The sequence below is a fragment of the Marinobacter sp. JSM 1782161 genome, assembly GCF_011421605.1.
Taxonomy (GTDB): Bacteria; Pseudomonadota; Gammaproteobacteria; order Pseudomonadales; family Oleiphilaceae; genus Marinobacter_A; species Marinobacter_A bohaiensis.
Genome location: NZ_WSSA01000004.1, coordinates 14636 through 35828, shown reverse-complemented (window position 1 = coordinate 35828; position 21193 = coordinate 14636). Strand labels below are relative to the sequence as shown.

Sequence of the window (21193 nt, the reverse complement as noted above, 5' to 3'; positions counted from 1 at the left end):
TTTTCCCTGATTGCCGAAAGGTTGTGCGAAGGAAACCGTCCATGGAGTTGTACCTGTTTTTCCTGCTGGTGGCGACTGCCACCGCATTCAGCCCCGGCCCGGGCGTGGTGATGACGTTGTCCAACGCCTTGCGCGGTGGCTGGCGGGAAACGGCGGGCGGCATCCTGGGCATTGCTGCCGGCGCGTTGTTGGTGGCGGTGCTGTCTGCCACCGGTCTGGGCGTACTGCTGATGACGTCGGCGGCCGCCTTCACCGTGCTCAAGGTGATCGGCGCCATCTACCTGTGTTACCTGGGCATCAAGCTGTGGCGTTCGCCGTCGCTCCCGATCCGGGTGGAGGGGGCCGAGCGCACCGTTGTCCGCCCCGGCCGGCGTTTCGTCGAAGCGATGATGCTGCAGGTCACCAACCCCAAGGTGCTGCTGTTCTTCCTGTCGGTCTTCCCCCAGTTTATCGACGACCGCAGCGCCTATCTCGAGCGTTTCCTGCTGCTGTCGCTGACCTACGCGCTGGTGGTGATGGTGGTGCACACGGTGTACGCCGGATTCGCCATGCGCGCCCGTCACTGGCTGCTGTCCGAGCGCGGCGGGCGGCTGGTGAACCGCACAGCCGGCGGACTGCTGGTGTTCTTCGGCGGCGTGCTGGCCACGGCGCATCGTTAGACGGGACACTAGGGATTGCTGGCCGTGCGCCCGTTGGGGGTGTACCAGTAGCGGGCCGGAATCCGCCCCAGCGCGCTGGACTCCGGCAGCGCCAGGCGGATGAGCCGCCGGTTCTGCAGGCGACTCTGGTCAAGGGCGGTGCGAATCTGCGGGTGGGACAGGAAATGATCCATGAAGGCGCCGTTGCGATAGGCCGTCTGTAACCCCTGGAGCAGGATGTCGTGCAGGTCGGTTCGATCCCGGGCGACGTAGAGGAAATAGTCGTAGCGGAAGGCCAGGGCGACGCCGGGCAGAACCGCCAGGTTTTCGCGGCCGGGGCGGGCCAGCTCGGTGAAAATCTCCTGGATGCCCCGGTGGAACAGGTCAAAGCGCTCGTAGTTGAGCATCTCCCAGAGGTTGTCGTAGCTGCTGGTTTTCAGGTCGAGTCCGTTCTGGCGCATGATCGTATTCTCCGGCCAGCCGGTCCCCGAACCGATGCGCCACTGGCGCAGATCGTCGAGGCTGTGGATGCCGCTCAGCTCGTCCAGGCGCGCGTTGTCCACGGCGAACAGCCGGACCCCCAGCAGCCCGCGGGTCATGGGGATGTCCACCTGGCGCAGACGCTGCTCCCGCTCCGGGCTGTAGCCGCTGAAGAAAAGGTTAATCGGGCCGGGTGTCTGATTCAGGATGGCGAAGATCCGGTTCTGCGGGACGCCGGGCATGGGCACCACTTCCAGCTCGTGCTGCCCCGGCGCATGGGCCAGGGCCAGGCGAATCACCGACAGCTCGTAGTCGAAGATCCTGGCGTCCCCGTGCAGCAGACCGACCCGAAACGTGGCGGCGCTGGCCTGCGTCGCGAACAGCAGACACAGTAATCCCGGTAATACGCGAAAAAGCATGACGATCGCTCCGGTGGATCATTTCCCGCCGCGTTGGATCATGGATAGCGGTTATCCACAGGGCTGGAGGATCGTGTTGTGTCCCCAACTCTGGTAACCTGCCTGGCTTCCTGCCTCTAAGGATTTACCGCTTCCAGTGCGGTGACCCCATGCCAGACGGCCTTTCAGAGGGCAGCGCCGATGAACCGGGCGCCTGCAGTCGTTGTTTTTATCATAGCAGCCGCGCTCTGTCAGAGGGCCGTTGCGACCAAGAGAACCTGTCTATGAGTTTTGCTTCACTCGGCTTGTCCGAGGCGCTGGTGCGCGCGACCCGCGACCAGGGCTACGAAACCCCGTCCCCGATCCAGGCCCAGGCTATTCCGGCCGTGCTGTCCGGCGGTGACGTCATGGCCGCGGCCCAGACCGGCACCGGCAAGACCGCCGGTTTCACCCTGCCGTTGCTGCAGCGTCTGGCGGAAATGCCGCGTCGGGGCAAGGGCGTGCGCGCGCTGATCCTGGCGCCGACCCGTGAACTGGCGGCCCAGGTGGGCGAGAGCGTGGCCCTGTATGGACGTCACCAGTCGATCCGTTCGGCGGTGGTGTTCGGCGGCGTGAAGATCAACCCGCAGATCCGCACCCTGCGTCAGGGCGTGGACGTGCTGGTGGCAACGCCGGGCCGGTTGCTGGACCTGCACCAGCAGGGCGTGGTCAGCTTCGACGGGCTGGAAACCCTGGTGCTGGACGAAGCCGATCGCATGCTGGATATGGGCTTTATCCGCGACATCCGCAAAGTCCTGTCCCTGCTGCCGAAACAGCGTCAGAACCTGCTGTTTTCCGCCACCTTCTCGCCGGACATCCGTAAGCTGGCGGAAGGCCTGCTGAACGACCCGGTCCAGGTGGAAGTGGCCGCCCGCAACACCACGGCGGAAACCGTTCGCCAGACCGTGCATCCGGTGGACCAGACCCAGAAGTCCGCGCTCCTGAGCCGGCTGGTGCACGACAACGACTGGCAGCAGGTGCTGGTGTTCACCCGCACCAAGCACGGCGCCAACCGCCTGTCCCAGAAGCTGGAACGCGACGGCATTACCGCTGCGGCGATCCACGGCAACAAGTCCCAGAACGCTCGCACCCGGGCCCTGGCCAGCTTCAAGGACGGCGACATCCGCGTCCTGGTGGCCACCGACATTGCCGCTCGCGGTCTGGACATCAAGCAGTTGCCCCAGGTGGTCAATTTCGAGCTGCCCAATGTGCCGGAAGACTACGTGCACCGCATCGGCCGCACCGGCCGGGCCGGCGCCGATGGTCATGCGGTATCGCTGGTCAGTGCCGACGAAGGCAAACTGCTGGGCGGTATCGAGCGGCTGATCAAGAAAGAGCTGCCGCGTGAGGTCGTGGACGGTTTTGAACCCAGTGTGGAAATCACCACCAAAGGCGGCCCGGGCGGCAATGGCGGTCGTGGGCGGGGCAACGGCCAGCGTAACGGCGGCAACCGGAACGGTGGTAATGGCAACGGCCGTCGCAATAACCGTAGCCGTGGTCGCGGGCAGGGCGCCCGTTCTTCCGGGCAGCGCAACGCCGGTCGTCAGGACGGCTAAGGCGTGCCCTGAGCGCCCGTGACCGACGGTCACGGGCGCTTCCTCTTCTCCCTGACCGGTTGGTTTAGAACCGGTAGCTCAGCCCCACCATGTACACGAACGGATCGATATCCACGTCGACTTTGCCCGTGGCCACCTTGGCCCCGCTGCTGTCGTAGGCCTTGATGGTCGCTTCGGTATCGATGTCCGCATACCACACCGCCGCGTTCACGCCGACGTGATCGGTCAGCATCCAGTCCAGCCCGAGTTCCGCCGCCAGGCCCACGCTGTCGTCCAGGTCGATGTCGGTGGACGCCGCGCCCAGGGCGTTGGTCAGGGTGTCGGTGGTCTGCTCGTCGAAGAAGGTGGTGTAGTTCACACCGACGCCCACGTAGGGCTGCACGGCGCTGGCCTTGTCCAGCGGGAAATACTGCAGGGTAAGGGTGGGCGGCAGGTGCTTGATGTCCGCCAGTTTGCCCGCGCCCGCCAGCGCATCACCGGCGCCGTTGATGTCGTGCTGGAACGGCGTGGCGGCCAGCAGGCCGATGCCGACGTGGTCGGTGAACATGTAGCTGACGGTGAGGCCGAACTGGGTATCGGAATCGACGCCGACTTCCCAGCCATCCAGGCGCGTGCCGCCGACGTGGACGTCACCGCTGGATTCCTGCGGGTCCACCAGGGCCGCACCGCCGCGCACGATCAGATCGCCCGCCTGGTGGGCCAGGGCGAGCGTGGGGATTGCGGAAAGTGTGGAGAATGCGAGTGTGGGGAGCAACAGGCCACCGGCGAGCCGGGCGTAACGGGTCTTGCGATGCATGGCTATCTCCTTGATCGGTAAGCGGGATGGCTCCCAGATTAAGGAAGGAGAGGGCCTGGGGATTGATCTGGCGCAAGGAAAGCGTCGGCGTCGCCGACCGTTCGGCAAAACCTTGATATGACTCAAAAAGTGAGAAGCTGAATGATCAGCCGGTGTGACGCTCCGGATCGTCGGTCGCGTCGGTCTCGGGCATGAACACATCGCGTACCGACAGCGGGTCGCCCTGGGCGCTCTGGACGGTCATGGTGCGGATCGGCTGTCCGCTGACCCGGTCGCGCAGATCCAAAGGTGGGCAGCTCGGCGCCGGATTCCACTTGTCGCCCCATTGACGCAACGCCACCACGACCGGGAACAGGTCGCGGCCTTTCTCGGTCAAGCGGTACTCCTGCCGGGAGCCGTGCTCGCCCACTTCTTCCTTGCGCAATACGCCGTTATCCACAAGCCGCCCCAGGCGGTCACAGAGGATATTGCGGGCGATGCCCAGTTCCTGCTGGAAATCGACGAAGCGGCGGGTACCGTACATCGCCTGCAGGACAATCAGCAGCGACCACCAGTCCCCAACCTGGTTCAGGGCCCGGGCGACGGAGCAATTGGAATCATCAAAGCGTTTTCTGGCCATGAGCCGAGTGTAGCGAATAGGGTTGCATTTTAAAACCGGATTAAATAGAGTTTCGTTATGAAACTGAATTGCCGTGTCCGTTGCCCGGCGATCCCACCTTTCAACGAACGTTGTTTTTGACGAATCCGGAGATAGCCTCATGTCGATGAATCTTGGCCCCCTGTTTGAGCCATTCGAGAGCGAGAACCTGACCCTGCGCAACCGCGTCGCCATGGCGCCCATGACCCGCAACTTTTCCCCGGGCAACGTGCCGGGCGACAACGTGGTGGATTACTACCGTCGTCGTGCCGAAGGCGGTGTGGGCCTGCTGATCACCGAAGGCACCACGGTTAACCACAAGGCCGCCAACGGTTATGAGAACGTACCGGCCTTCCACGGCACCGAGGCCCTGGCGGGCTGGAAGAAGGTGGTGGACGCGGTTCACGACGCCGGCGGTAAGGTCTTCCCGCAGCTGTGGCACGTGGGCGCCGTGCGTAAGGAAGGCATGGAACCGGATGGGTCCGTGCCGGGCTACAGTCCTTCCGGCCTTTACGCTCCGGGTAAGCCCAACGGCAAGGCGATGACCCAGGACGACATCGCCGACGTGGTGCAGGCGTTTGCCGATGCGGCCCAGGACGCCAAGGCCATCGGCTTCGACGGTGTGGAAATCCACGGCGCCCACGGCTACCTGATCGACCAGTTCCTCTGGGAAGGCACCAACCAGCGTGACGACGAGTACGGTGGCAGCATGGCCAACCGGCAGCGTCTGGCCATCGAGATCATCGAGGCCGTGCGTCATCGCGTGGGTCCGGATTTCCCCATCATGCTGCGTTTCTCCCAGTGGAAGATGCAGGATTACGAGGCCAAGCTGGCCAGGACGCCGGCAGAGCTGGAAGCCTTCCTCAAGCCGCTGGTGGATGCGGGTGTGGATATCTTCCACGCCTCCACGCGCCGCTTCTGGGAGCCGGAGTTCGAAGGCTCCGACCTGAACCTGGCGGGCTGGACGCAGAAGCTCTCCGGCAAGCCCACCATGTCCGTGGGCAGCGTCGGTCTGACCGAGGACTTCATCAGCGGTACCTTTGCGTCCAAGAAGGAAGCGGTGGAGCAGTCCGGCATCGACGAGCTGGTGGAACGCATGAACAACCACGAGTTCGAGCTGATCGCTGTGGGTCGCGCCCTGCTGCAGGATCCGGAGTGGCTGGTGAAGGTGAAGGATGGCCGCATCGGCGAGGTGGAGCCGTTTGCCAAGAAGTCATTGGCGAAGCTTTACTGATTGGAAAGCCTGCGACAGCGGGCCGGGTTACCGGTCCGTAATCGCAGGCGTCACATCTTTCCGTATGATGGGATCATCATCCATTGCAGGGAGAGATGTTATGACAGGATTCAAATCTATCCTGGGCGCCACCGTAGTCGCTTCCACGCTCGCGGCGACCGGCTGTGCCACCGTCGGCCACGATTTCCCCACCCACAACGTTGACCAGATCACGGTGGACCAGACCACCCGGTCCGATATCCAGGCCATGTTCGGCGATCCCTGGCGTACCGGTATCGAGGACGGCAAACCCACATGGACCTACGGCAAATATCACTGGTCCGCGTTCAGCGAGGCGGAAACCACGGATCTGGTGGTGCGCTTCAACGGGGACGGGACCGTGGATTCTTACGTCTATAACACCACTGAAAAGTAGACCTGTTTTCGCTCAGGACTGAGAACCGGTGCCAGAAGCGCCTGTACGATCAAGCCTGCGCCGCAACTGACCGCCATCCCTGGCCGGATGTTGCGGCCGGGACATCCCTGTCCCTGCTCCGGCAAGATCGTCCAGGCACTTCGTTCCGATGGTGAGTTGTCGCTGAGAATCGCGAGTTCACCCGCCTCTCCGAATCAGTGCCCGACCCATCGGGCAATTTCTCCCGGCTCCACCCTTTCCACCAAAGCCCCCCGAAACTGCCGGTTGATGAATCGTTCCGTCTCCAATTGGATGCGCTCGCGCTGATCCGGCTTTTCGATGTAGTCCATGGCCCGGAACAGGATGTAGCGGATGGTCATATGGGAGATTTCGTGGATGGTGGCCTCGTCGACGCCCGGCACCAACTGGCGCTCGATGATGTCTTCGGCCATTTCCCGGGCGCTGGCGTCCAGTTGGGCTTCCAGGGCGCGGCGCAGGACCGGTGACGGGCCGTGGAGCTCGCGCACGGCGACCGTGGTGGCGGCGGCGTTGCTCTGGAAGTAGTGGTAGACGAAGGCCACGGTCTCCCGCGACGCCTGGTCGGAACTCTCCGCCATGCGGCGCAGTTCGCGGACGCCTGTTTTCATTTCCTCGGCGATGTAGCCCAGTACGTGCAGGCCGAACTCGTCCAGGCTGCTGAAATGGCGGTAAAAGGTATTGGGGTTCAGCCCCGCTTCCCGCGCCAGTTCGCGCAGGCCCAGGGAGGTCAGGCTGCGGCTCTGGGTAATCAGCCGCAGCGCCGCCTGCACCAGTTTCAGTTTGCCGCCAGTCATCACGCTCATCGGGACGCCTTCTTGTCTGCCGGGGCCAATCGCCCGTTTTTTGATCACCGGAAGTATACAGGCGTCTACTTGTGAGTGTATACATCTGTCTACTGAATTCGGTAGACGCGTGTCTACTGCGAACCTGCCGCCGGCAAGAGCCGCGGTAATAACAAGAGACTCGCACGAGCAACGACGAGGTGTGGTGGTTATGAGCAACAAGACCCCGATTGCCATCATCGGTACCGGCTTTGCCGGACTGGGTATGGGCATCAAGCTGAAGGAAGCCGGCTACGAGGATTTTGTGATCCTGGAGCAGGGCAGCGACGTGGGCGGTACCTGGCGCGACAACCATTACCCGGGGTGCGCCTGCGACGTGCAGTCGGCGCTGTACTCGTTTTCCTTCGAGCAGAACCCCGAGTGGTCGCGCATGTACGCCCAGCAGTCGGAAATCCTGGCGTACCTCAGGCATTGCGCCGAGAAATACGGGCTGATGCCGCACATCCGCTTTAACACGCACCTGACGGCGGCGCATTTTGACGAGACCCGCAACCGCTGGACCCTCGACCTGGCCGATAGCGGTCGGCTCTGGAACTACATGCAGCGACACGACCTCAAGCCCGGCGACGCGCTGGACCTGGAAGACCCCGAACTGCCGGACATGGAGCAACTGGAAGCGGGCGTGCTGGTCTCGGGTATGGGCGGGTTGAGCACGCCGGCCTACCCGAACATCGAGGGTCTGGACCGGTTCCAGGGCAAGCTGTTCCATTCCCAGGACTGGGACCACGGCTACGACCTGAAGGGCAAACGCGTGGCGGTGATCGGCACCGGCGCCAGCGCCATCCAGTTCGTGCCGGAAGTGGCGAAGGAAGCAGCCCGGGTGGACCTGTACCAGCGCACGCCGCCCTGGATCATGCCCAAGCCGGACCGACCCATGAAAGGCTGGGAAAAGGCCCTGTTCCGGCGCGTACCGGCGGCCCAGTCGGCGCTGCGTAACTCGATCTACTGGCAGCTGGAGTCCCGCGTGCTGGCTTTGGCGTTGAACCCGCGCCTGATGAAAATCGCCGAGCTGGAGGCGCGGCGCCATATCCGCAAGCAGATTCCGGACAAGGCCCTGCGCCGCAAGGTGACGCCGGATTACACCATCGGCTGCAAGCGCATCCTGCTGTCCAACAACTACTATCCGGCGTTGGCTCAGGACCATGTGGATGTGCTGACCGACGGCATCCAGAAAGTCACCGCCAAGGGGGTTGTGGATAAAAACGGCGCCGAGCGGGAGGTGGACGCGATCATCTTCGGCACCGGCTTCAAGGCCCAGGACCCGATTCCCAAGGGGATGGTGTTCGGGCGTGGCGGTCGTGACCTGCTGGACGCCTGGCGCGACGGCGCGGAAGCCTACAAAGGCACCACGGTGCACGGTTTCCCCAATTTCTTCATGCTGGTGGGGCCCAACACCGGGCTCGGTCACAGCTCGATGGTCTACATGATCGAATCCCAGATCCAGTACGTGATGGACGCCCTGGCCAAGATGCGTCAGAAGGGCTGGGAAGCGGTGGACGTCAAGGAAAGCGTGCAGGCGGACTACAACGCCATGCTGCAATCCAAGTCCGATGGCTCGGTCTGGGACAGCGGCTGCAACAGCTGGTACGTGAACGAGAACGGCAAGAACACCACGCTGTGGCCGAGTTTCACCTGGGCCTTTCGGCAGCAGACCCACCGCTTCGACGCCCAGCACTACGAGTGCGTGACCTCCGCGCCGCTGCGGGAAGTGGCCGGGGAGGCGGTGCCGGCCTGATTGGGTTGGAGTGGGCGTAAAAATGTAGCCGACGCTTTAGCTTCGGAGGGCCCGATAGGGCCCTTGGTTTATCGGCGAGCCTGCGACCCGCTCGGAAGCTAAAGCGTCCGCTACATGGCCTGGGGGATGAGGCTAAACTCAGGACACCAACGTCCCCCCATCCACCGCCAGGCACTGCCCGGTAATGTGCCGTCCGGCCTCTGATGCCATCAGCACCGCCGCACCTTTCAGGTCCTCGTCACCGCCAAACCGGTTCAGCGGAATCCGCTCCAGCATGGTATCGCCCTGGGCGTCCAGCAGCCCCTGGGACATTTTCGACGGGAAGAAGCCCGGGCACAGGGCGTTGACGTTGATGTTGTGGTGGCCCCATTCCGCCGCCAGGGCGCGGGTGAAGTTCACCACGGCGCCCTTGCTGGTGTTATAGGCGATGGTCTGCATGGCTTCCGGATTGCCGGACAGGCCGGCGATGGACGCAATGTTGATCACCTTGCCGGTCCGGCGCGGGATAAAGCATTTTTTTCCCACCGTCTGGGTCAGGAAGAACACCGCGTTGACGTTGAGGTTCATCACCTTCATCCAACCTTCCGCCGGATAGTCCTCGGCGGGCGCGCCCCAGGTGGCGCCGGCGTTGTTGACCAGGATGTCGATATCGCCCAGTTCGGCGACGATCCTGTCCACAACGGTCGGAATGCCTTCCAGGTTGGACATGTCCGCCGCCAGGGTCATCACCTCGATGCCCTGGCTCTTCAGATGGCCTTCGGCCTCGTCCAGTTCGTGCTGTTTGCGGGCGGTGAGGGCGACTTTCGCCCCCATCTCGCCCAGTGCTTCGGCCATCTGCAGACCCAGACCCCGGGAACCGCCGGTGATCAGGGCCACCTTGCCGCTCAGGTCGAAGAGTTGTTTAACGCTCACTCACATCCCCTTGTGGTTGAAGCCGGCGCTGCCGCCGTGACAGCCCCGGCCGGTGTTTCAGGCGCTTTTCAGCATCCCGTCGCTGACCTGCCCCAGGTGGTAATCGGCATCGCCGAATTGCAGGTTGATCAGGGTCAGCCGCTTGAACAGGTGGGCGGCGAACATCTCGTCGGTCACGCCCATGCCGCCGTGCAGCTGCACCGCCGTCTGGCCCACGAAACGGGCCGACTGGCCCACCAGGGCCTTGGCCATGGACACCGCCCGCCGGCGCTGGTCGCGGTCGTCGGAATCCGACTCGCTGGCGGCCAGGATGGCCATGGACCGGGCCTGCTCGGTGGCGATGAACATGTCCGCCAGCTTGTGCTGGATCACCTGGAACTTGCCGATCGGCATGCCGAACTGCTGGCGGGTCTGGACATATTCGCGGGTGGTTTCGTTGAGCGCCTCCATGGCGCCCACGGCCTCCGCGCACAGGGCGGCAATGGCCCGGTCCACGCCTTTCTCGATGATGGGCATGGCCTGGCCGCGGCCGCCGATGCGGTCGTCGTCGCTGACCATCACGCTGTCGAGGATGACATCCGCGACCCGGTGGCCGTCGTGGGTGGTGTATTCCTCGATCTCCACCCCGGACGAGTCGTGATTGACCAGGAACAGGGACACCGGCTCGGTGGGCCGTCCCTTGCGGCGCCCGGAAACGATCAGGTAGTGGGCCCCGGCGGCGTCGAAAACGGCGGTCTTGCGGCCGTTGAGGATGTAGTCGTCGCCGTGCGTCTGGATCTCGGTGCGCACGTAATCCAGGTTATGACGCCCACTCGGCTCGTAGTGGGCGAAGGCCAGGAATTCCTCGCCGGTGGCGATCTTCGGCAGGATGCGCTGCTTCTGCTCGTCGGAACCGGCTTCGCTGATGATGCTGCCACCGAGCACCACGGTGGACAGGTAGGGCTCCACCACCAGGGCCCGGCCGAAGTTTTCCATCACCAGCATGGTGTCGAGGCCGTTGCCGCCCAGACCGTCGTACTCCTCCGGCAGGGTGTAGCCCAGCAGGCCCATTTCAGCGAAGGCGTTCCAGGTGGCCTTATCCACACCCTGGCCGCCGGCGACGATGTCCCTGCGCTTGTCGAAGCCGTATTCGTTGGCCAGGAAGCGGCGCAGGGAGTCCTGCAGCATGTGTTGTTCTTCGGTGAGATTGAAGTTCATGATGCGCGCCTCCTTACAGTCCCAGAACCCGTTGGGCGATGATGTTGCGCTGGATCTCGTTGGATCCGCCGAAGATCGACAGCTTGCGCATGTTGAAGTAGTCGCCGGCCGCCGGTGTGGCGTCGATGGAACCGACCCGCGCGCCCTCGTAGTCGAGCTCCAGGGCATCCGGAATATGGGCGAGGGCAGCGGGGCCCACCGCTTCCATGGCCAGCTCGAACAGCGCCTGGCCGATCTCGGTGCCCTTGATCTTGAGGATCGAGGCCTGCGGCCCGGGGCCGTTGTCGTCGGTCAGCACGCGCAGGACGGTCAGCTCCAGTGCCTGCAGTTCGATGTCGAGCTGCGCCAGGCGGTCGCGGAAGCGGGCGTTCTCGATCAGCGCCCGGTCGCCGTCCGGCTGTTCCTCGGCGATTTCCTTGAGACGCTTCATCATGGCTTTCCACTGGCCCACATTGGCCAGGCCGGTGCGTTCGTGGCCGAGCAGGAACTTGGCGTAGGTCCAGCCCTGGTTTTCCTCGCCCACCCGATTCTCGACCGGGACCTTGACGTTGTCGAAGTAGACTTCGTTCACCTCGTGCTCGCCGTCGAGCATGATGATCGGGCGGACCTCCACGCCCGGGGTCTTCATGTCGATCAGCAGGAAGGAGATGCCCTGCTGCGGCTTGCCTTCATTGCTGGTGCGCACCAGGCAGAAAATCCAGTCGGCGTGCTGGCCCAGGGTGGTCCAGGTTTTCTGGCCGTTGACCACGTAATGCTCTCCTTCGCGCACTGCTCGGGTCTTCAGCGACGCCAGGTCGGAACCGGCGCCGGGCTCGGAATAGCCCTGGCACCACCAGTCCTCGCCACTGAGGATGCCGGGCAGGAAGCGTTCTTTCTGCTCGTCGTTGCCGTACGTCATGATCACCGGCGCGACCATGCGCAGACCAAAGTCCAGCTGGCGCGGGGCGCCGGCCAGGGCGCATTCCTCCTCGAAAATCAGCTGCTCCAGCGGCGACCAGCCCGGACCGCCGAATGCCTCGGGCCAGGTGGACGCGCCCCAGCCCTTGTCGTGGAGGATTTTCTGCCAGCGCTGGGTCATCGCCTTGTCCGGGCGCAGGCGCTTTTTCACGCGTTCGCGTATGTCTCTGGGGAGGTTCTCTTTCAGGAACCGGCGCACTTCGGTCCGGAAGGCTTCATGCTCCGGGGTGTAGTTCAGGTCCATGGCTTACCTCGCTGTCGGGTCGACGTCTGGATAAACACGGTGTTGTTGTTGGTTTTCGGACTACTCACAGTAACTGTAGTAGAAGCTCGGGCTTCGATGGGTACTTGAGTACGCCTGAATCATTGCGCTGTGTTCACGTGGCCTCTGATGCCAGCATGGCTCCGCTCCCGGCGATAGGCCGCGGGAGCGAAGCGAGCGCTGTGGGCGGCCTCAGGCCACCTCAAACAGACCGGCGGCCCCCATGCCGGTGCCCACACACATGGTCACCACCACATACTTTACGCCGCGCCGTTTGCCTTCGATCAGCGCGTGGCCGACCAGGCGGGAACCGGTGGTGCCGTAAGGGTGGCCCACGGCGATCGCGCCGCCGTTCACGTTCAGGCGATCCATCGGGATACCCAGTTTTTCCTGGCAGTACAAAACCTGGACGGCGAAGGCCTCGTTCAGTTCCCACAGACCAATGTCATCAACGGTCAGGCCGTGGCGCTTGAGCAGTTTGGGCACGGCGAACACCGGGCCGATGCCCATTTCGTCCGGCTCGCAGCCGGCTACGGCAAAGCCGCGGAAGATGCCCAGTGGCTCGACGTTGCGCTGCTCGGCCAGGGTGCCGTCCATCAGCACGCAGGCGGAGGCGCCGTCGGAGAACTGGCTGGCGTTCCCGGCCGTGACCACGCCGCCGGGCATGGCCGAGCGGATCTTGCTGACGCCTTCCAGGTGGGTGTCCGGGCGGATGCCTTCGTCCTGGCTGACGGTGACTTCCTTCGTGCTCAGCTGGCCGGTGGCCTTGTCCGCCACGCCCATGGTGGTGGTGATGGGCACGATCTCGTCGTTGAACTTGCCGTCTTCACGGGCCTTGGCGGCCAGCTGCTGGGAGCGCACGCCATACTCGTCCATGGCTTCCTTCTTGATGCCATAGCGTTCCGCGACGGTTTCCGCCGTCTGCAGCATGGACCAGTAGAGCTCCGGCTTGTGCTTGGCCAGCCAGGGTTCCATCAGGTAGTTCTGGTTGACGTTGGCCTGGACGGTGGAGATGGATTCCACCCCACCAGCGACCATCACCGGCACTTTATCCACAGCAATGTGCTGGGCGGCCATGGCGATGGCCTGAAGGCCAGACGAGCAGAAGCGGTTGATGGTGGCGCCGCCGACGGTGACCGGCAGTCCGGCGCGGATCGCGCCCATGCGGGCCACGTCGTTGCCGGTGGAGCCTTCGGGCAGGGCACAGCCCATCAGCACGTCTTCGATTTCGTTGGGGTCGACCCTGGAGCGCTCGACCGCGTGCTGTATCGCATGGCCGGCCAGGGTGGCGCCGTGGGTCATGTTCAGCCCGCCGCGCCAGGACTTGGCCAGCGGGGTACGGGCGGTGGATACGATGACGACATCATTGGACATAACCATTCTCCTGTTGGCGGGCCTGCCCGCAGGCAGCCCCGCTGAAATTCGTTGACCGGATACCCGACTTATTTGGCGCGCTCATCGAAACGCTTGCCTTCGGCGGCGCAGCGCGCCAGCAGCGGCGCCGGTTCCCAGAAGCCCGGCTGGGTGTGGGTGTCGGCGAAGGGTTCCATGGCGCGGACCACGTTGGGCAGCCCCACTTCCTCGGCGTAGTGCATGGGGCCGCCGCGGAACACGGGGAAGCCGTAGCCGGTCAGGTACACCATGTCGATGTCGGAGGCGCGCTGAGCGATGCCTTCGTCCAGCAGGCGGGCGCCCTCGTTGACCAGGGCGTAGACGCAGCGCTCGACGATTTCCTGGTTGCTGATCTTGCGCGGGGTGATGCCCAGCTCGGCGCGGACCTCGTCCACCACCTTGTCCACTTCCGGGTCGTGCAGGGCATTGCGGTTGCCCGGCTCATAGCGGTAGAAGCCGGCACCGGTCTTCTGGCCGAAGCGGCCCATCTCGCACAGGCGGTCGGCCACGACCATCCTGGTCATGCCCGGGTGCTCGGCATACAGGCGCTTGCGGATGGCCCAGCCGATGTCGCCGCCGGCCAGGTCCGCCATGCGCAGCGGGCCCATGGCGAAGCCGAATTTCTCGATGGCCTTGTCGATCTGCTGCACGGTGGCGCCTTCTTCCAGCATCAGGATGGCTTCACGCTGGTACTGGTTGATCATGCGGTTGCCGATGAAGCCGTCGCAGACGCCGGAGACCACAGCGGTCTTCCTGATGGTCCTGGCCAGTTTCATGGCGGTGGCCAGCACGTCCTTGGCGGTCTTGTCACCACGAACCACTTCCAGCAGCTTCATGATGTTGGCCGGGCTGAAGAAGTGCAGGCCGATGACGTCTTCCGGGCGTTTGGTGAAGCTCGCGATCCTGTTCAGATCCAGGGTGGAGGTGTTGGAGGCGAGGATCGCGCCCGGCTTGCAGGTGGCGTCCAGCGTTTCGAAGACGGATTGCTTGACGCCCATTTCCTCGAACACCGCCTCGATGACCAGGTCGGCGTCCTTCAGGTCGTCATAGGAGAGGCTGGGCGTGAGCAGATCCATGCAGGCTTTCGCCTTGTCTTCGCTCATCTTGCCTTTCTTCACACGGCCTTCGTAAACCTTCTGGATGGCCGCCACGCCGCGGTCCAGGCCTTCCTGCTTCATTTCCACCAGGGTCACCGGGATGCCGGCGTTGAGGAAGTTGATGGTGATGCCGGTGCCCATGGTGCCGCCGCCGATCACGCCCACCTGCTGGATGTCGCGGGTCGGTGTGTCGCTGGGCACGTCGGCGATCTTGCTGGTCAGGCGCTCGGCGAAGAAGGCGTGGCGCAGGGCCCTGGATTCCGGCGTCTGCAGCAGGTTGGCGAAGGCTTCGCGCTCGACCGCCATGCCCTGGTCAAACGGCTTGGTCACGGCGGCTTCCACGGCGTCCACGCACTTCAGCGGCGCCGGGTAGTTCCTGGCCACCGCGCCGACGGTATTGCGGGCAAACATGAAGAAGCCTTCCGGGTTCTCATGCTTGGCTTTCAGGTCGCGTACGCGCTTGAGGGGCAGGTTCTCGCTGATCACCTTTTTGGCATAAGCCAGTGCGCCTTCGAGCAGATCGCCTTCGACGATGTCATCGAACAGCGGACTGCCCTGGAATTGTTTGGCGGGCAGTGCCGCGCCGGAGACGATCATGTTCAGTGCATGCTCGACGCCAATCACCCGCGGCAGGCGCTGGGTGCCGCCGGCGCCGGGCAGGATGCCCAGCTTCACTTCCGGCAGGGAAATCTGCGCATCCGGTTTGGCGACGCGATAGTGACAGCCCAGCGCCAGTTCCAGGCCACCGCCCATGCAGGCGCCGCTGATGGCGGCAATGACCGGCTTCTTCGCCGTCTCGATGACGTTGATCACGGTGGTCAGGATCGGTTCGGCCAGCATCCTGTCTGTACCGAACTCGCTGATGTCGGCGCCGCCGGAAAACGCCCGGTCGGAGCCGATCAGGACCACGGCCTTGATGGCGTCATCGCCTTCGGCCTGCTTGATGCCATCGACAATCCCCTGGCGCAGGGCCAGGCCCAGGCCGTTCACCGGTGGGTTATCCAGGCGGATGACGGCGGTGTCGCCGTTCACATCGTAGTGCGCGCTGCTCATCACGTTGCTCCCTGTTGGCCAGCGGGGCGGCGTGGGCGCCCCGCTGTGGGTCTGAGAAGGGTTCGGAGGTCGTATCGCCGAATCCATACACTGGTGTATTGTTTTTCCGTACACTAATGTATGTTCAGGAAGCGGTCAACGGCTGGCGCTATGCTGTAGAATCCCCGGCCAGATTGATGGAGAGGCAGTGGACACCGAATGAGCGAAGCAACCCAACGAAGCAAACGCGGCCGCAAGAGCGACGGCGACAAGGCCCAGTTGACCCGGGACGACTGGCTCGATGCTGCGGCCGGCGAAGTGGCGGCGGGCGGGTTCGGCCAGCTGCGGGTGCTGACCCTCTCCAAGAAGCTGGGCGTCACCCGGGGCAGTTTCTACTGGCATTTCAAGGACCATGAGGATCTGGTGGTCAGCTTCCTCAATCGCTGGCGCGACCGGCGTTTCCACGAGCTGCAGTACTGGAAGCCCAAGGGGGATGATCCCGAGGCAGAATTGCGCGACATCCTGCGTCTGATGCTGACCGATTCGGCGCGCAATGTGCGTCGCCTGCAGGTGGAGCTGGCGGTCCGCGATTTTGCCCGGCGCAACGACTACGCGGCGCAACTGGTTCAGGAGGTGGACGAGTCGCGCATGAACCAGAACTGCCTGCTGTTCCAGAACCTCAACAGCGAACCCGAGCGGATTCGCGACCTGTCGATGCTGCTTTACGTGGCCACCATCGGCGCCCAGGTGGTGCTTACGGGGCATGGCAACGAGGGCGAGGATATCCGCCGTGTGGAAGATATGATCTCGCGGATTGTGATGGAGCGGCGGGAGAACCTGACCGATTAGTGCTTTACATTTTGGTAAGGGCGCCATAACGGCCGCTCGTGGTAGGTTTCGTGGCATTGGCCATTGTTAGGGAGTCATCGCCATGAAACGCTTTTTACTGGCGGCTACGCTGATGCTGGGTGCCGTTGGACTGGCCCAGGCCGGTGATCGCCACCATCACGATGATAACCTGCCGCCAGGCTTGCAGAAGAAGGTCGACCGCGGCCAGTCGCTGCCGCCGGGCTGGCAGAAGAAACTGCACCGGGGCGACCACCTGCCGCACGACTATGATCGCTATGGCGATGTCCACCATCTGGACGATCGCTATGACCGTGTGCGCATCGAAGACAGGATTTACCGCGTGATTCGCGACACTCGGGAGATCGTCGAGATCCTGTCCAACTCCTGATCGGATCCGGGGCGGCTGCCTGTCGCCGGCAGCCCCGTTCATAAAGCAGTAATTTCCCGCTGGTTGCGCTAACCTTTGCGTCCTGTTTCCAGGATTTCGCGACAAGGACGTAACCTATGCCCATCGCCGCCCATTACGCCCTGACGGTCCTGATCTGGGGCCTGACCTGGACGGCGATCCGTCTGCAGGTGGAGTCGGCGCCGGTGGACCTGTCCGTGTTCTACCGGTTCGTGCTGGCGGCGGCGGTGACCCTGGGCGTGCTCAAGCTGGCGCGCCAGCTGCCGCGACTGAGCCTGGTGCAGCACCGCTGGCTGGTGCTGCAGGGCCTGACCCTTTACAGCGTCAACTTCCTGCTGATTTACCGTGCCGCCGAAACCATGACCTCGGGCCTGCTGGCGGTGGTGTTCTCGCTGGCAGCGTTGTTCAACGCGTTCAACGGCTGGCTGCTGCTGCGCCTGACGCCCAACCGGCGTCTCTATCCGGCCGTGGCCCTGGGTGTGACCGGCGTGGCGCTGCTGTTCTGGCACGATCTGCAACTGGGTGATGCGACCCTGGCCGCCATTGGCTTCGCCCTGGCGGGCACCTACTGGTTTTCCTTCGGCAACCTGATCAGCGTGAAGGTACGGGCGGCAGAGGTGCCGCTGCTGGCGGGCAACGCCTGGGCCATGTTCTACGGCGCGGTGATCCTGGGCGTGTGGTGCCTGGTCAAAGGTGTCGACTGGCAGGTCCCCACGGCCGGAAGCTTCTGGGGCGCGACGCTGTTCCTGGCCATTCCCGGCTCCATCGTCGCCTTCTACAGTTATCTGACGGTGATTCGCGTGCTCGGCGCCGACCGCGCCGGCTACGCCACGGTGCTGTTTCCCGTCGTGGCGCTGAGCGTATCGACCTGGCTGGAGGGTTTCCAGTGGACCTGGCCGGCCATTCTGGGCGCCGGTCTGGCGTTGCTGGGCAATGTCGTGCTGTTCCGGCGCCCGGCCTCCGCGAACCGCGCCGAGGCCGTCGCGACCAAGTCGGATTAGTCGGCCAGGAAGCGATCCAGATGGCCGGCCACCTCGGCCGGCTGCTCCTCCTGCAGGAAATGCCCGGCGTCCACTTCTTCCACGTGGATGGACTCGAAGCAGTCCTCGATGTGGTTGAGGTACTGCGGCAGGATCACCTTGTCCCGGTTGCCGTAGATGTAGAGGCCGGGCATGGGCCAGACGTGGCCGGCGATGCTGGCCCAGCGCTTGGCGTCGTCGCGGAAGGTGCGGTAGTAGTTGGCGCTGGCGCCCGCGGTGCCGGGAATCCGGAACATGCGCACGTATTCCTGCAGGGCCTCCTCCGGAAAGGTCCGACCGTGGGCCGCGCGCAGGAAATGGCGCAGCCACGGCTCCTCGTTGCCGGGGATCATGGCCTCCGGCAGGTCCGGCGTCTGCAGGAAATGCTGGTACCAGTACACGCTGGCGCTGCCGGCGCGCACCGTGTCGATCACTTCCTGGTTGCCCTTGCGGTTGTTGATGATGGCGATGTTCATGATCACCAGCTTGCGCACGCGCTCCGGAGCGGCCAGCGCGATTTCCTGGGCCACCACGCCGCCCCAGTCGTGGCCGGCCAGGAAAAAGTCCTCAATTCCCAACGGGTCCAGCAGTGAGATCACGTCCCCGGCCAAGGCCTGTTTGCGGTAGTGCGCCAGGCCGTCACTGCGATCGCTGTCGCCCAGCCCGCGCAGATCCGGGGCGATGATCCGGTAGCGCGGGTCCAGGTGTTCCGCGACGGCGGCCCAGCAGTAGCTGCTTTCCGGCCAGCCGTGGATCATCACCAGCGGCTGGCCGTCGGGGTCGCCGCCCTCCCGGTAGGCGAACCGGCCGCGGGGCGTGTTCAGGCTGCGGGGGCTGCTGAGGGACATGTTCATACTCCAGCGGTTGTTTATTGTTGGCAGGCAGCTTCCCACAGTACACCGGTGTATGGAAAGGGCTGGTTATAACTACGCATAGTGGCCCATCAGAGGCTAGGTTAATGTCTGCACCCTTTTGAAAAGACACTCTTTTGTTCCCTGAGGACACCATGCTGCAGACGTTTCTGGCCACCTACCTGAGCAGTGCCATCCGTTTCCTGTTCCTGCTGGCGCCCTTCTTTGTGGTGACCATGTTCCTGGCCCTGACCCGGGGGGACGACAAGGCCCACAAGACCAAGGTGATCCAGCGTTCGGTGCTGGCGGCGCTGATCCTGGGGTTGGCTTTGTTTTTTGCCGGCCCGGTGCTGTTCGAGGCCATCGGCATTACCCTGAACTCGTTCCGCATCGGCGCCGGCTCGCTGCTGTTCCTGACCGCCATCAGCCTGGTCAACAGCGGCACCCGCAACCACGCCACCAGCCTGCCGCAGGAGGACCGCGACGACATTGCCGTGGTGCCGCTGGCGATTCCCATCATCATCGGGCCGGCCACCATCGGTGCCATCCTGGTCTACGGTGCGGAACTGACCACGGCGCCGGAGATCGCCGGTGGTGTCCTCGGGCTAGTGACGGGGCTGCTGGCGCTGGCGGTATTGCTGTACCTGTCCGGCTATCTGGAGAAGGCCCTGGGCAAGACCGGTCTGAACATTATGTCCAAGATCAGTGGCCTGATCCTGTCGGCCATGGCGGCGGAAATCGTGATGTCCGGGATTTCGGGATTTATCAGTACTTCCGGGCTGATAGGCGGGTGACAGCGGGTTCATAGACGGAGGCGATGGATTTGCGGGTGACGGATCTCCGGGGTTGTGCGTTATGATCAGGAGTTCGCCGTAAACCGATCCCGGGGCGGAGGGCTTATGGATCTCGACAATCCCGCTGCGATCCATCGCATGGTGCAGCTGTTCTACGCCAGTCTGCTGGACGATCCCGTGATGGAGCCTGTCTTCACGGAGGTGGCGGGCGTGCACCTGGCCGATCACTTGCCGCTGATCGAGGGCTACTGGTGCAAGATGCTGCTGGGCAAGGACACCTACCACCGCAACATGATCGAAAAGCACGAGAAATTACACGATCATTTCCCGTTGAGCCGCGAACATTTCGAACTCTGGTTTGATCACTTCAATCACACCCTCGACATCCACTTCGAAGGCCCCTACACCGAGAAGGCGCGCAAGCTGGCGCGACGTATCCTGCGCAACCTGGCCCGCTGGCTGGCGGCCCGGGACCGGGAACTGGAGTCGGCCAATACCGGCTCCTGATCAGGAGCCGGCGGGACAGTCGGCGGTCACCGGTGCCCAGTGGGGCGGCTCGGCCACGCCGGGCATGTCGCCATTGCTGGGGCGGGTGGCGCGGTAGATCCGTCCTTCATGGGTGACCCACTGGCCCACGCTGTAGGCTTCCGAGAAGGTCCAGACCGGCGCCGGCTTGCAGTCGGTCTGCGCTGGGGTATCGCCTGTCACGCTGCTGCCACCCTCGGCTGACGTGGCCGGTGCCGCGCCATTCGCGCCGGACTCGACCGCTTTTTGCGGCGCATCGCATTCCGGCGCCTGGTCCAGCGGCTTCCAGGCAAAACCGCCGCCGTCGGGGCGCTGTCCTTCCTGCCATTCGCGGGCGGCGTACCACTGGCCGTCGTAGAACACGATCTGGCCCACGTCGTAGTAGCGCGACGGCAGCCAGGTGTTGTCCTCGGGGGTGCAATTGCGTTCCAGGGCCTGGACGGGCAGGGCGACGGCGGTGAGCAGGGCGATCAGGCAGGTCAGGGCAAGGCGCATCATGGCATTCCGTATGGTCTGGTCGGGCCGCGAACGGCCGGGCCGGAGAGTTGGCTCGTTGTTGTGGTCTCAAGACTGCCCGCTAACCGCATTTGGATCAAGCCGGGAATGACGCCGGTATGGATTCCCGCCCGACCCGCGTGGAACGACTCCGTAGTTGTCCCGCTGGCCGCCTGATAATGCCTCGGGTACCCTGTCGGGCTCCCCATTGATTTGTGTCACGGGATTGGTTTGGCGCAACGATACTGGCGCGGCGCCACTGGTTAGAGAGGAGTCTGGACCATGCAACATTGGCTCATGCTGGCCGCGGCCATCTGCTTCGAAGTGGTGGCGACGTCGGCCCTGAAGGCGTCTGAAGGTTTTTCCCGGCTCTGGCCGTCGGTGATCGTGGTGGTCGGTTACGGACTGGCCTTTTACTTCCTGGCCATCACCCTGCGCACGATTCCTGTTGGCATTGCCTACGCGGTCTGGGCCGGCGCCGGGGTGGCGTTGATCACGTTGATTGGCTGGCTGGTGTTCGGCCAGGCGATGGATCTGGCTGGCATCATCGGCATCCTGCTGATTGTCGCCGGGGTGATGGTGCTCAACATTTTCTCCAGCGCGTCGCCCCACTGAGG

The 21193-nt window shown here is 64.0% G+C and carries 22 protein-coding genes; 11 read left to right on the top strand and 11 right to left on the bottom strand.

What is annotated here, in order from left to right; translation table 11 throughout:
* Positions 1-41 precede the first annotated feature (41 nt).
* Positions 42-659 carry a LysE family translocator gene (locus GQB00_RS16570; protein WP_165857152.1) on the top strand — a complete coding sequence of 206 codons (618 nt, stop codon included), beginning with the start codon at positions 42-44 and terminating at the stop codon, positions 657-659.
* A gap of 8 nt (positions 660-667) precedes the next feature.
* Here GQB00_RS16570 and GQB00_RS16565 read toward each other — a convergent pair whose 3' ends face one another.
* The gene (locus tag GQB00_RS16565; protein WP_165857151.1) at positions 668-1537 is read right to left on the bottom strand and encodes an ABC transporter substrate-binding protein; all 870 of its coding nucleotides are present in this window, start codon (positions 1535-1537) and stop codon (positions 668-670) included.
* Positions 1538-1800: 263 nt separating this feature from the next.
* On the opposite strand from GQB00_RS16565, the gene GQB00_RS16560 reads away from it, so the two are divergent.
* Positions 1801-3111 (top strand): DEAD/DEAH box helicase, encoded by a 1311-nt coding sequence (locus tag GQB00_RS16560; protein ID WP_111498365.1) that lies wholly within the window; start codon positions 1801-1803, stop codon positions 3109-3111.
* 64 nt (positions 3112-3175) lie between these two features.
* On the opposite strand, the gene GQB00_RS16555 is transcribed toward GQB00_RS16560, so the two are convergent.
* Both GQB00_RS16555 and GQB00_RS16550 read right to left on the bottom strand, forming a co-directional pair.
* On the bottom strand, positions 3176-3907 hold the full coding sequence (locus GQB00_RS16555) for an OmpW/AlkL family protein (RefSeq protein WP_111498364.1): 732 nt from the start codon (positions 3905-3907) through the stop codon (positions 3176-3178).
* A gap of 145 nt (positions 3908-4052) precedes the next feature.
* On the bottom strand, positions 4053-4526 hold the full coding sequence (locus GQB00_RS16550; protein WP_165857150.1) for a winged helix-turn-helix transcriptional regulator: 474 nt from the start codon (positions 4524-4526) through the stop codon (positions 4053-4055).
* Positions 4527-4665: 139 nt separating this feature from the next.
* Here GQB00_RS16550 and GQB00_RS16545 point away from each other — a divergent pair, with 139 nt between their 5' ends.
* Together GQB00_RS16545 and bamE are read left to right on the top strand one after the other, a co-directional pair.
* The gene (locus tag GQB00_RS16545; RefSeq protein ID WP_165857149.1) at positions 4666-5778 is read left to right on the top strand and encodes an NADH:flavin oxidoreductase; all 1113 of its coding nucleotides are present in this window, start codon (positions 4666-4668) and stop codon (positions 5776-5778) included.
* 100 nt (positions 5779-5878) lie between these two features.
* Positions 5879-6193, top strand: a complete 315-nt coding sequence (gene bamE / locus GQB00_RS16540) for an outer membrane protein assembly factor BamE domain-containing protein (protein ID WP_111498361.1) — start codon at positions 5879-5881, stop codon at positions 6191-6193.
* Between the two features lie 194 nt (positions 6194-6387).
* Here the strand turns inward: bamE and GQB00_RS16535 are convergent, their stop codons facing one another.
* On the bottom strand, positions 6388-7014 hold the full coding sequence (locus tag GQB00_RS16535; RefSeq protein WP_165857148.1) for a TetR family transcriptional regulator: 627 nt from the start codon (positions 7012-7014) through the stop codon (positions 6388-6390).
* 190 nt (positions 7015-7204) lie between these two features.
* On the opposite strand from GQB00_RS16535, the gene GQB00_RS16530 reads away from it, so the two are divergent.
* Positions 7205-8788 carry a flavin-containing monooxygenase gene (locus tag GQB00_RS16530; RefSeq protein ID WP_165857147.1) on the top strand — a complete coding sequence of 528 codons (1584 nt, stop codon included), beginning with the start codon at positions 7205-7207 and terminating at the stop codon, positions 8786-8788.
* Positions 8789-8926: 138 nt separating this feature from the next.
* On the opposite strand, the gene GQB00_RS16525 is transcribed toward GQB00_RS16530, so the two are convergent.
* The 5 genes from GQB00_RS16525 to GQB00_RS16505 form a co-directional block, all read right to left on the bottom strand.
* Positions 8927-9700, bottom strand: a complete 774-nt coding sequence (locus GQB00_RS16525) for an SDR family oxidoreductase (protein ID WP_165857146.1) — start codon at positions 9698-9700, stop codon at positions 8927-8929.
* Between the two features lie 57 nt (positions 9701-9757).
* A complete protein-coding gene (locus GQB00_RS16520; RefSeq protein ID WP_111498357.1) occupies positions 9758-10897 on the bottom strand; it encodes an acyl-CoA dehydrogenase family protein in 1140 nt (379 codons plus the stop codon).
* 13 nt (positions 10898-10910) lie between these two features.
* Positions 10911-12098 carry an acyl-CoA dehydrogenase family protein gene (locus tag GQB00_RS16515; RefSeq protein ID WP_165857145.1) on the bottom strand — a complete coding sequence of 396 codons (1188 nt, stop codon included), beginning with the start codon at positions 12096-12098 and terminating at the stop codon, positions 10911-10913.
* Between the two features lie 210 nt (positions 12099-12308).
* Positions 12309-13490, bottom strand: coding sequence for an acetyl-CoA C-acyltransferase (locus tag GQB00_RS16510; protein WP_165857144.1), 1182 nt, complete (start codon positions 13488-13490; stop codon positions 12309-12311).
* Positions 13491-13558: 68 nt separating this feature from the next.
* Positions 13559-15658 carry a 3-hydroxyacyl-CoA dehydrogenase NAD-binding domain-containing protein gene (locus GQB00_RS16505; protein ID WP_165857143.1) on the bottom strand — a complete coding sequence of 700 codons (2100 nt, stop codon included), beginning with the start codon at positions 15656-15658 and terminating at the stop codon, positions 13559-13561.
* Positions 15659-15856: 198 nt separating this feature from the next.
* Here GQB00_RS16505 and GQB00_RS16500 point away from each other — a divergent pair, with 198 nt between their 5' ends.
* The 3 genes from GQB00_RS16500 to GQB00_RS16490 all read left to right on the top strand — a co-directional run bounded on the left by GQB00_RS16500 (position 15857) and on the right by GQB00_RS16490 (position 17893).
* Positions 15857-16486: a TetR/AcrR family transcriptional regulator gene (locus tag GQB00_RS16500; RefSeq protein WP_111498353.1), complete on the top strand. Its 630-nt coding sequence runs from the start codon at positions 15857-15859 to the stop codon at positions 16484-16486.
* Positions 16487-16568: 82 nt separating this feature from the next.
* Entirely contained in the window at positions 16569-16874 is a 306-nt protein-coding gene (locus GQB00_RS16495; RefSeq protein WP_111498352.1) for a hypothetical protein, read from the top strand.
* Positions 16875-16990: 116 nt separating this feature from the next.
* On the top strand, positions 16991-17893 hold the full coding sequence (locus GQB00_RS16490) for a DMT family transporter (protein WP_111498351.1): 903 nt from the start codon (positions 16991-16993) through the stop codon (positions 17891-17893).
* On the opposite strand, the gene GQB00_RS16485 is transcribed toward GQB00_RS16490, so the two are convergent.
* Positions 17890-18759 carry an alpha/beta fold hydrolase gene (locus tag GQB00_RS16485; RefSeq protein ID WP_165857142.1) on the bottom strand — a complete coding sequence of 290 codons (870 nt, stop codon included), beginning with the start codon at positions 18757-18759 and terminating at the stop codon, positions 17890-17892. The genes GQB00_RS16490 and GQB00_RS16485 overlap by 4 nt on opposite strands.
* A 158-nt stretch (positions 18760-18917) precedes the next feature.
* Here GQB00_RS16485 and GQB00_RS16480 point away from each other — a divergent pair, with 158 nt between their 5' ends.
* Positions 18918-19556 (top strand): MarC family protein, encoded by a 639-nt coding sequence (locus GQB00_RS16480; protein WP_111498349.1) that lies wholly within the window; start codon positions 18918-18920, stop codon positions 19554-19556.
* Positions 19557-19661: 105 nt separating this feature from the next.
* On the top strand, positions 19662-20063 hold the full coding sequence (locus GQB00_RS16475) for a group III truncated hemoglobin (RefSeq protein ID WP_165857141.1): 402 nt from the start codon (positions 19662-19664) through the stop codon (positions 20061-20063).
* Here the strand turns inward: GQB00_RS16475 and GQB00_RS16470 are convergent, their stop codons facing one another.
* On the bottom strand, positions 20064-20579 hold the full coding sequence (locus GQB00_RS16470) for a carbohydrate-binding protein (RefSeq protein WP_111498347.1): 516 nt from the start codon (positions 20577-20579) through the stop codon (positions 20064-20066). It lies immediately after the preceding gene.
* A 279-nt stretch (positions 20580-20858) separates the two neighbouring features.
* Here GQB00_RS16470 and GQB00_RS16465 point away from each other — a divergent pair, with 279 nt between their 5' ends.
* Entirely contained in the window at positions 20859-21191 is a 333-nt protein-coding gene (locus tag GQB00_RS16465; RefSeq protein WP_111498346.1) for a DMT family transporter, read from the top strand.
* The last annotated feature ends 2 nt before the right edge of the window (positions 21192-21193 follow it).

What these genes read in the sequence shown, in the direction of transcription:
- GQB00_RS16570 (WP_165857152.1), top strand. Translation starts at nt 42, where the DNA reads ATGGAGTTGTACCTGTTTTTCCTGCTGGTGGCGACTGCCACCGCATTC.
- GQB00_RS16565 (WP_165857151.1), bottom strand. Translation starts at nt 1,537, where the DNA reads ATGCTTTTTCGCGTATTACCGGGATTACTGTGTCTGCTGTTCGCGACG.
- GQB00_RS16560 (WP_111498365.1), top strand. Translation starts at nt 1,801, where the DNA reads ATGAGTTTTGCTTCACTCGGCTTGTCCGAGGCGCTGGTGCGCGCGACC.
- GQB00_RS16555 (WP_111498364.1), bottom strand. Translation starts at nt 3,907, where the DNA reads ATGCATCGCAAGACCCGTTACGCCCGGCTCGCCGGTGGCCTGTTGCTC.
- GQB00_RS16550 (WP_165857150.1), bottom strand. Translation starts at nt 4,526, where the DNA reads ATGGCCAGAAAACGCTTTGATGATTCCAATTGCTCCGTCGCCCGGGCC.
- GQB00_RS16545 (WP_165857149.1), top strand. Translation starts at nt 4,666, where the DNA reads ATGTCGATGAATCTTGGCCCCCTGTTTGAGCCATTCGAGAGCGAGAAC.
- bamE (WP_111498361.1), top strand. Translation starts at nt 5,879, where the DNA reads ATGACAGGATTCAAATCTATCCTGGGCGCCACCGTAGTCGCTTCCACG.
- GQB00_RS16535 (WP_165857148.1), bottom strand. Translation starts at nt 7,014, where the DNA reads ATGAGCGTGATGACTGGCGGCAAACTGAAACTGGTGCAGGCGGCGCTG.
- GQB00_RS16530 (WP_165857147.1), top strand. Translation starts at nt 7,205, where the DNA reads ATGAGCAACAAGACCCCGATTGCCATCATCGGTACCGGCTTTGCCGGA.
- GQB00_RS16520 (WP_111498357.1), bottom strand. Translation starts at nt 10,897, where the DNA reads ATGAACTTCAATCTCACCGAAGAACAACACATGCTGCAGGACTCCCTG.
- GQB00_RS16515 (WP_165857145.1), bottom strand. Translation starts at nt 12,098, where the DNA reads ATGGACCTGAACTACACCCCGGAGCATGAAGCCTTCCGGACCGAAGTG.
- GQB00_RS16510 (WP_165857144.1), bottom strand. Translation starts at nt 13,490, where the DNA reads ATGTCCAATGATGTCGTCATCGTATCCACCGCCCGTACCCCGCTGGCC.
- GQB00_RS16505 (WP_165857143.1), bottom strand. Translation starts at nt 15,658, where the DNA reads ATGAGCAGCGCGCACTACGATGTGAACGGCGACACCGCCGTCATCCGC.
- GQB00_RS16500 (WP_111498353.1), top strand. Translation starts at nt 15,857, where the DNA reads ATGAGCGAAGCAACCCAACGAAGCAAACGCGGCCGCAAGAGCGACGGC.
- GQB00_RS16495 (WP_111498352.1), top strand. Translation starts at nt 16,569, where the DNA reads ATGAAACGCTTTTTACTGGCGGCTACGCTGATGCTGGGTGCCGTTGGA.
- GQB00_RS16490 (WP_111498351.1), top strand. Translation starts at nt 16,991, where the DNA reads ATGCCCATCGCCGCCCATTACGCCCTGACGGTCCTGATCTGGGGCCTG.
- GQB00_RS16485 (WP_165857142.1), bottom strand. Translation starts at nt 18,759, where the DNA reads ATGTCCCTCAGCAGCCCCCGCAGCCTGAACACGCCCCGCGGCCGGTTC.
- GQB00_RS16480 (WP_111498349.1), top strand. Translation starts at nt 18,918, where the DNA reads ATGCTGCAGACGTTTCTGGCCACCTACCTGAGCAGTGCCATCCGTTTC.
- GQB00_RS16475 (WP_165857141.1), top strand. Translation starts at nt 19,662, where the DNA reads ATGGATCTCGACAATCCCGCTGCGATCCATCGCATGGTGCAGCTGTTC.
- GQB00_RS16470 (WP_111498347.1), bottom strand. Translation starts at nt 20,579, where the DNA reads ATGATGCGCCTTGCCCTGACCTGCCTGATCGCCCTGCTCACCGCCGTC.
- GQB00_RS16465 (WP_111498346.1), top strand. Translation starts at nt 20,859, where the DNA reads ATGCAACATTGGCTCATGCTGGCCGCGGCCATCTGCTTCGAAGTGGTG.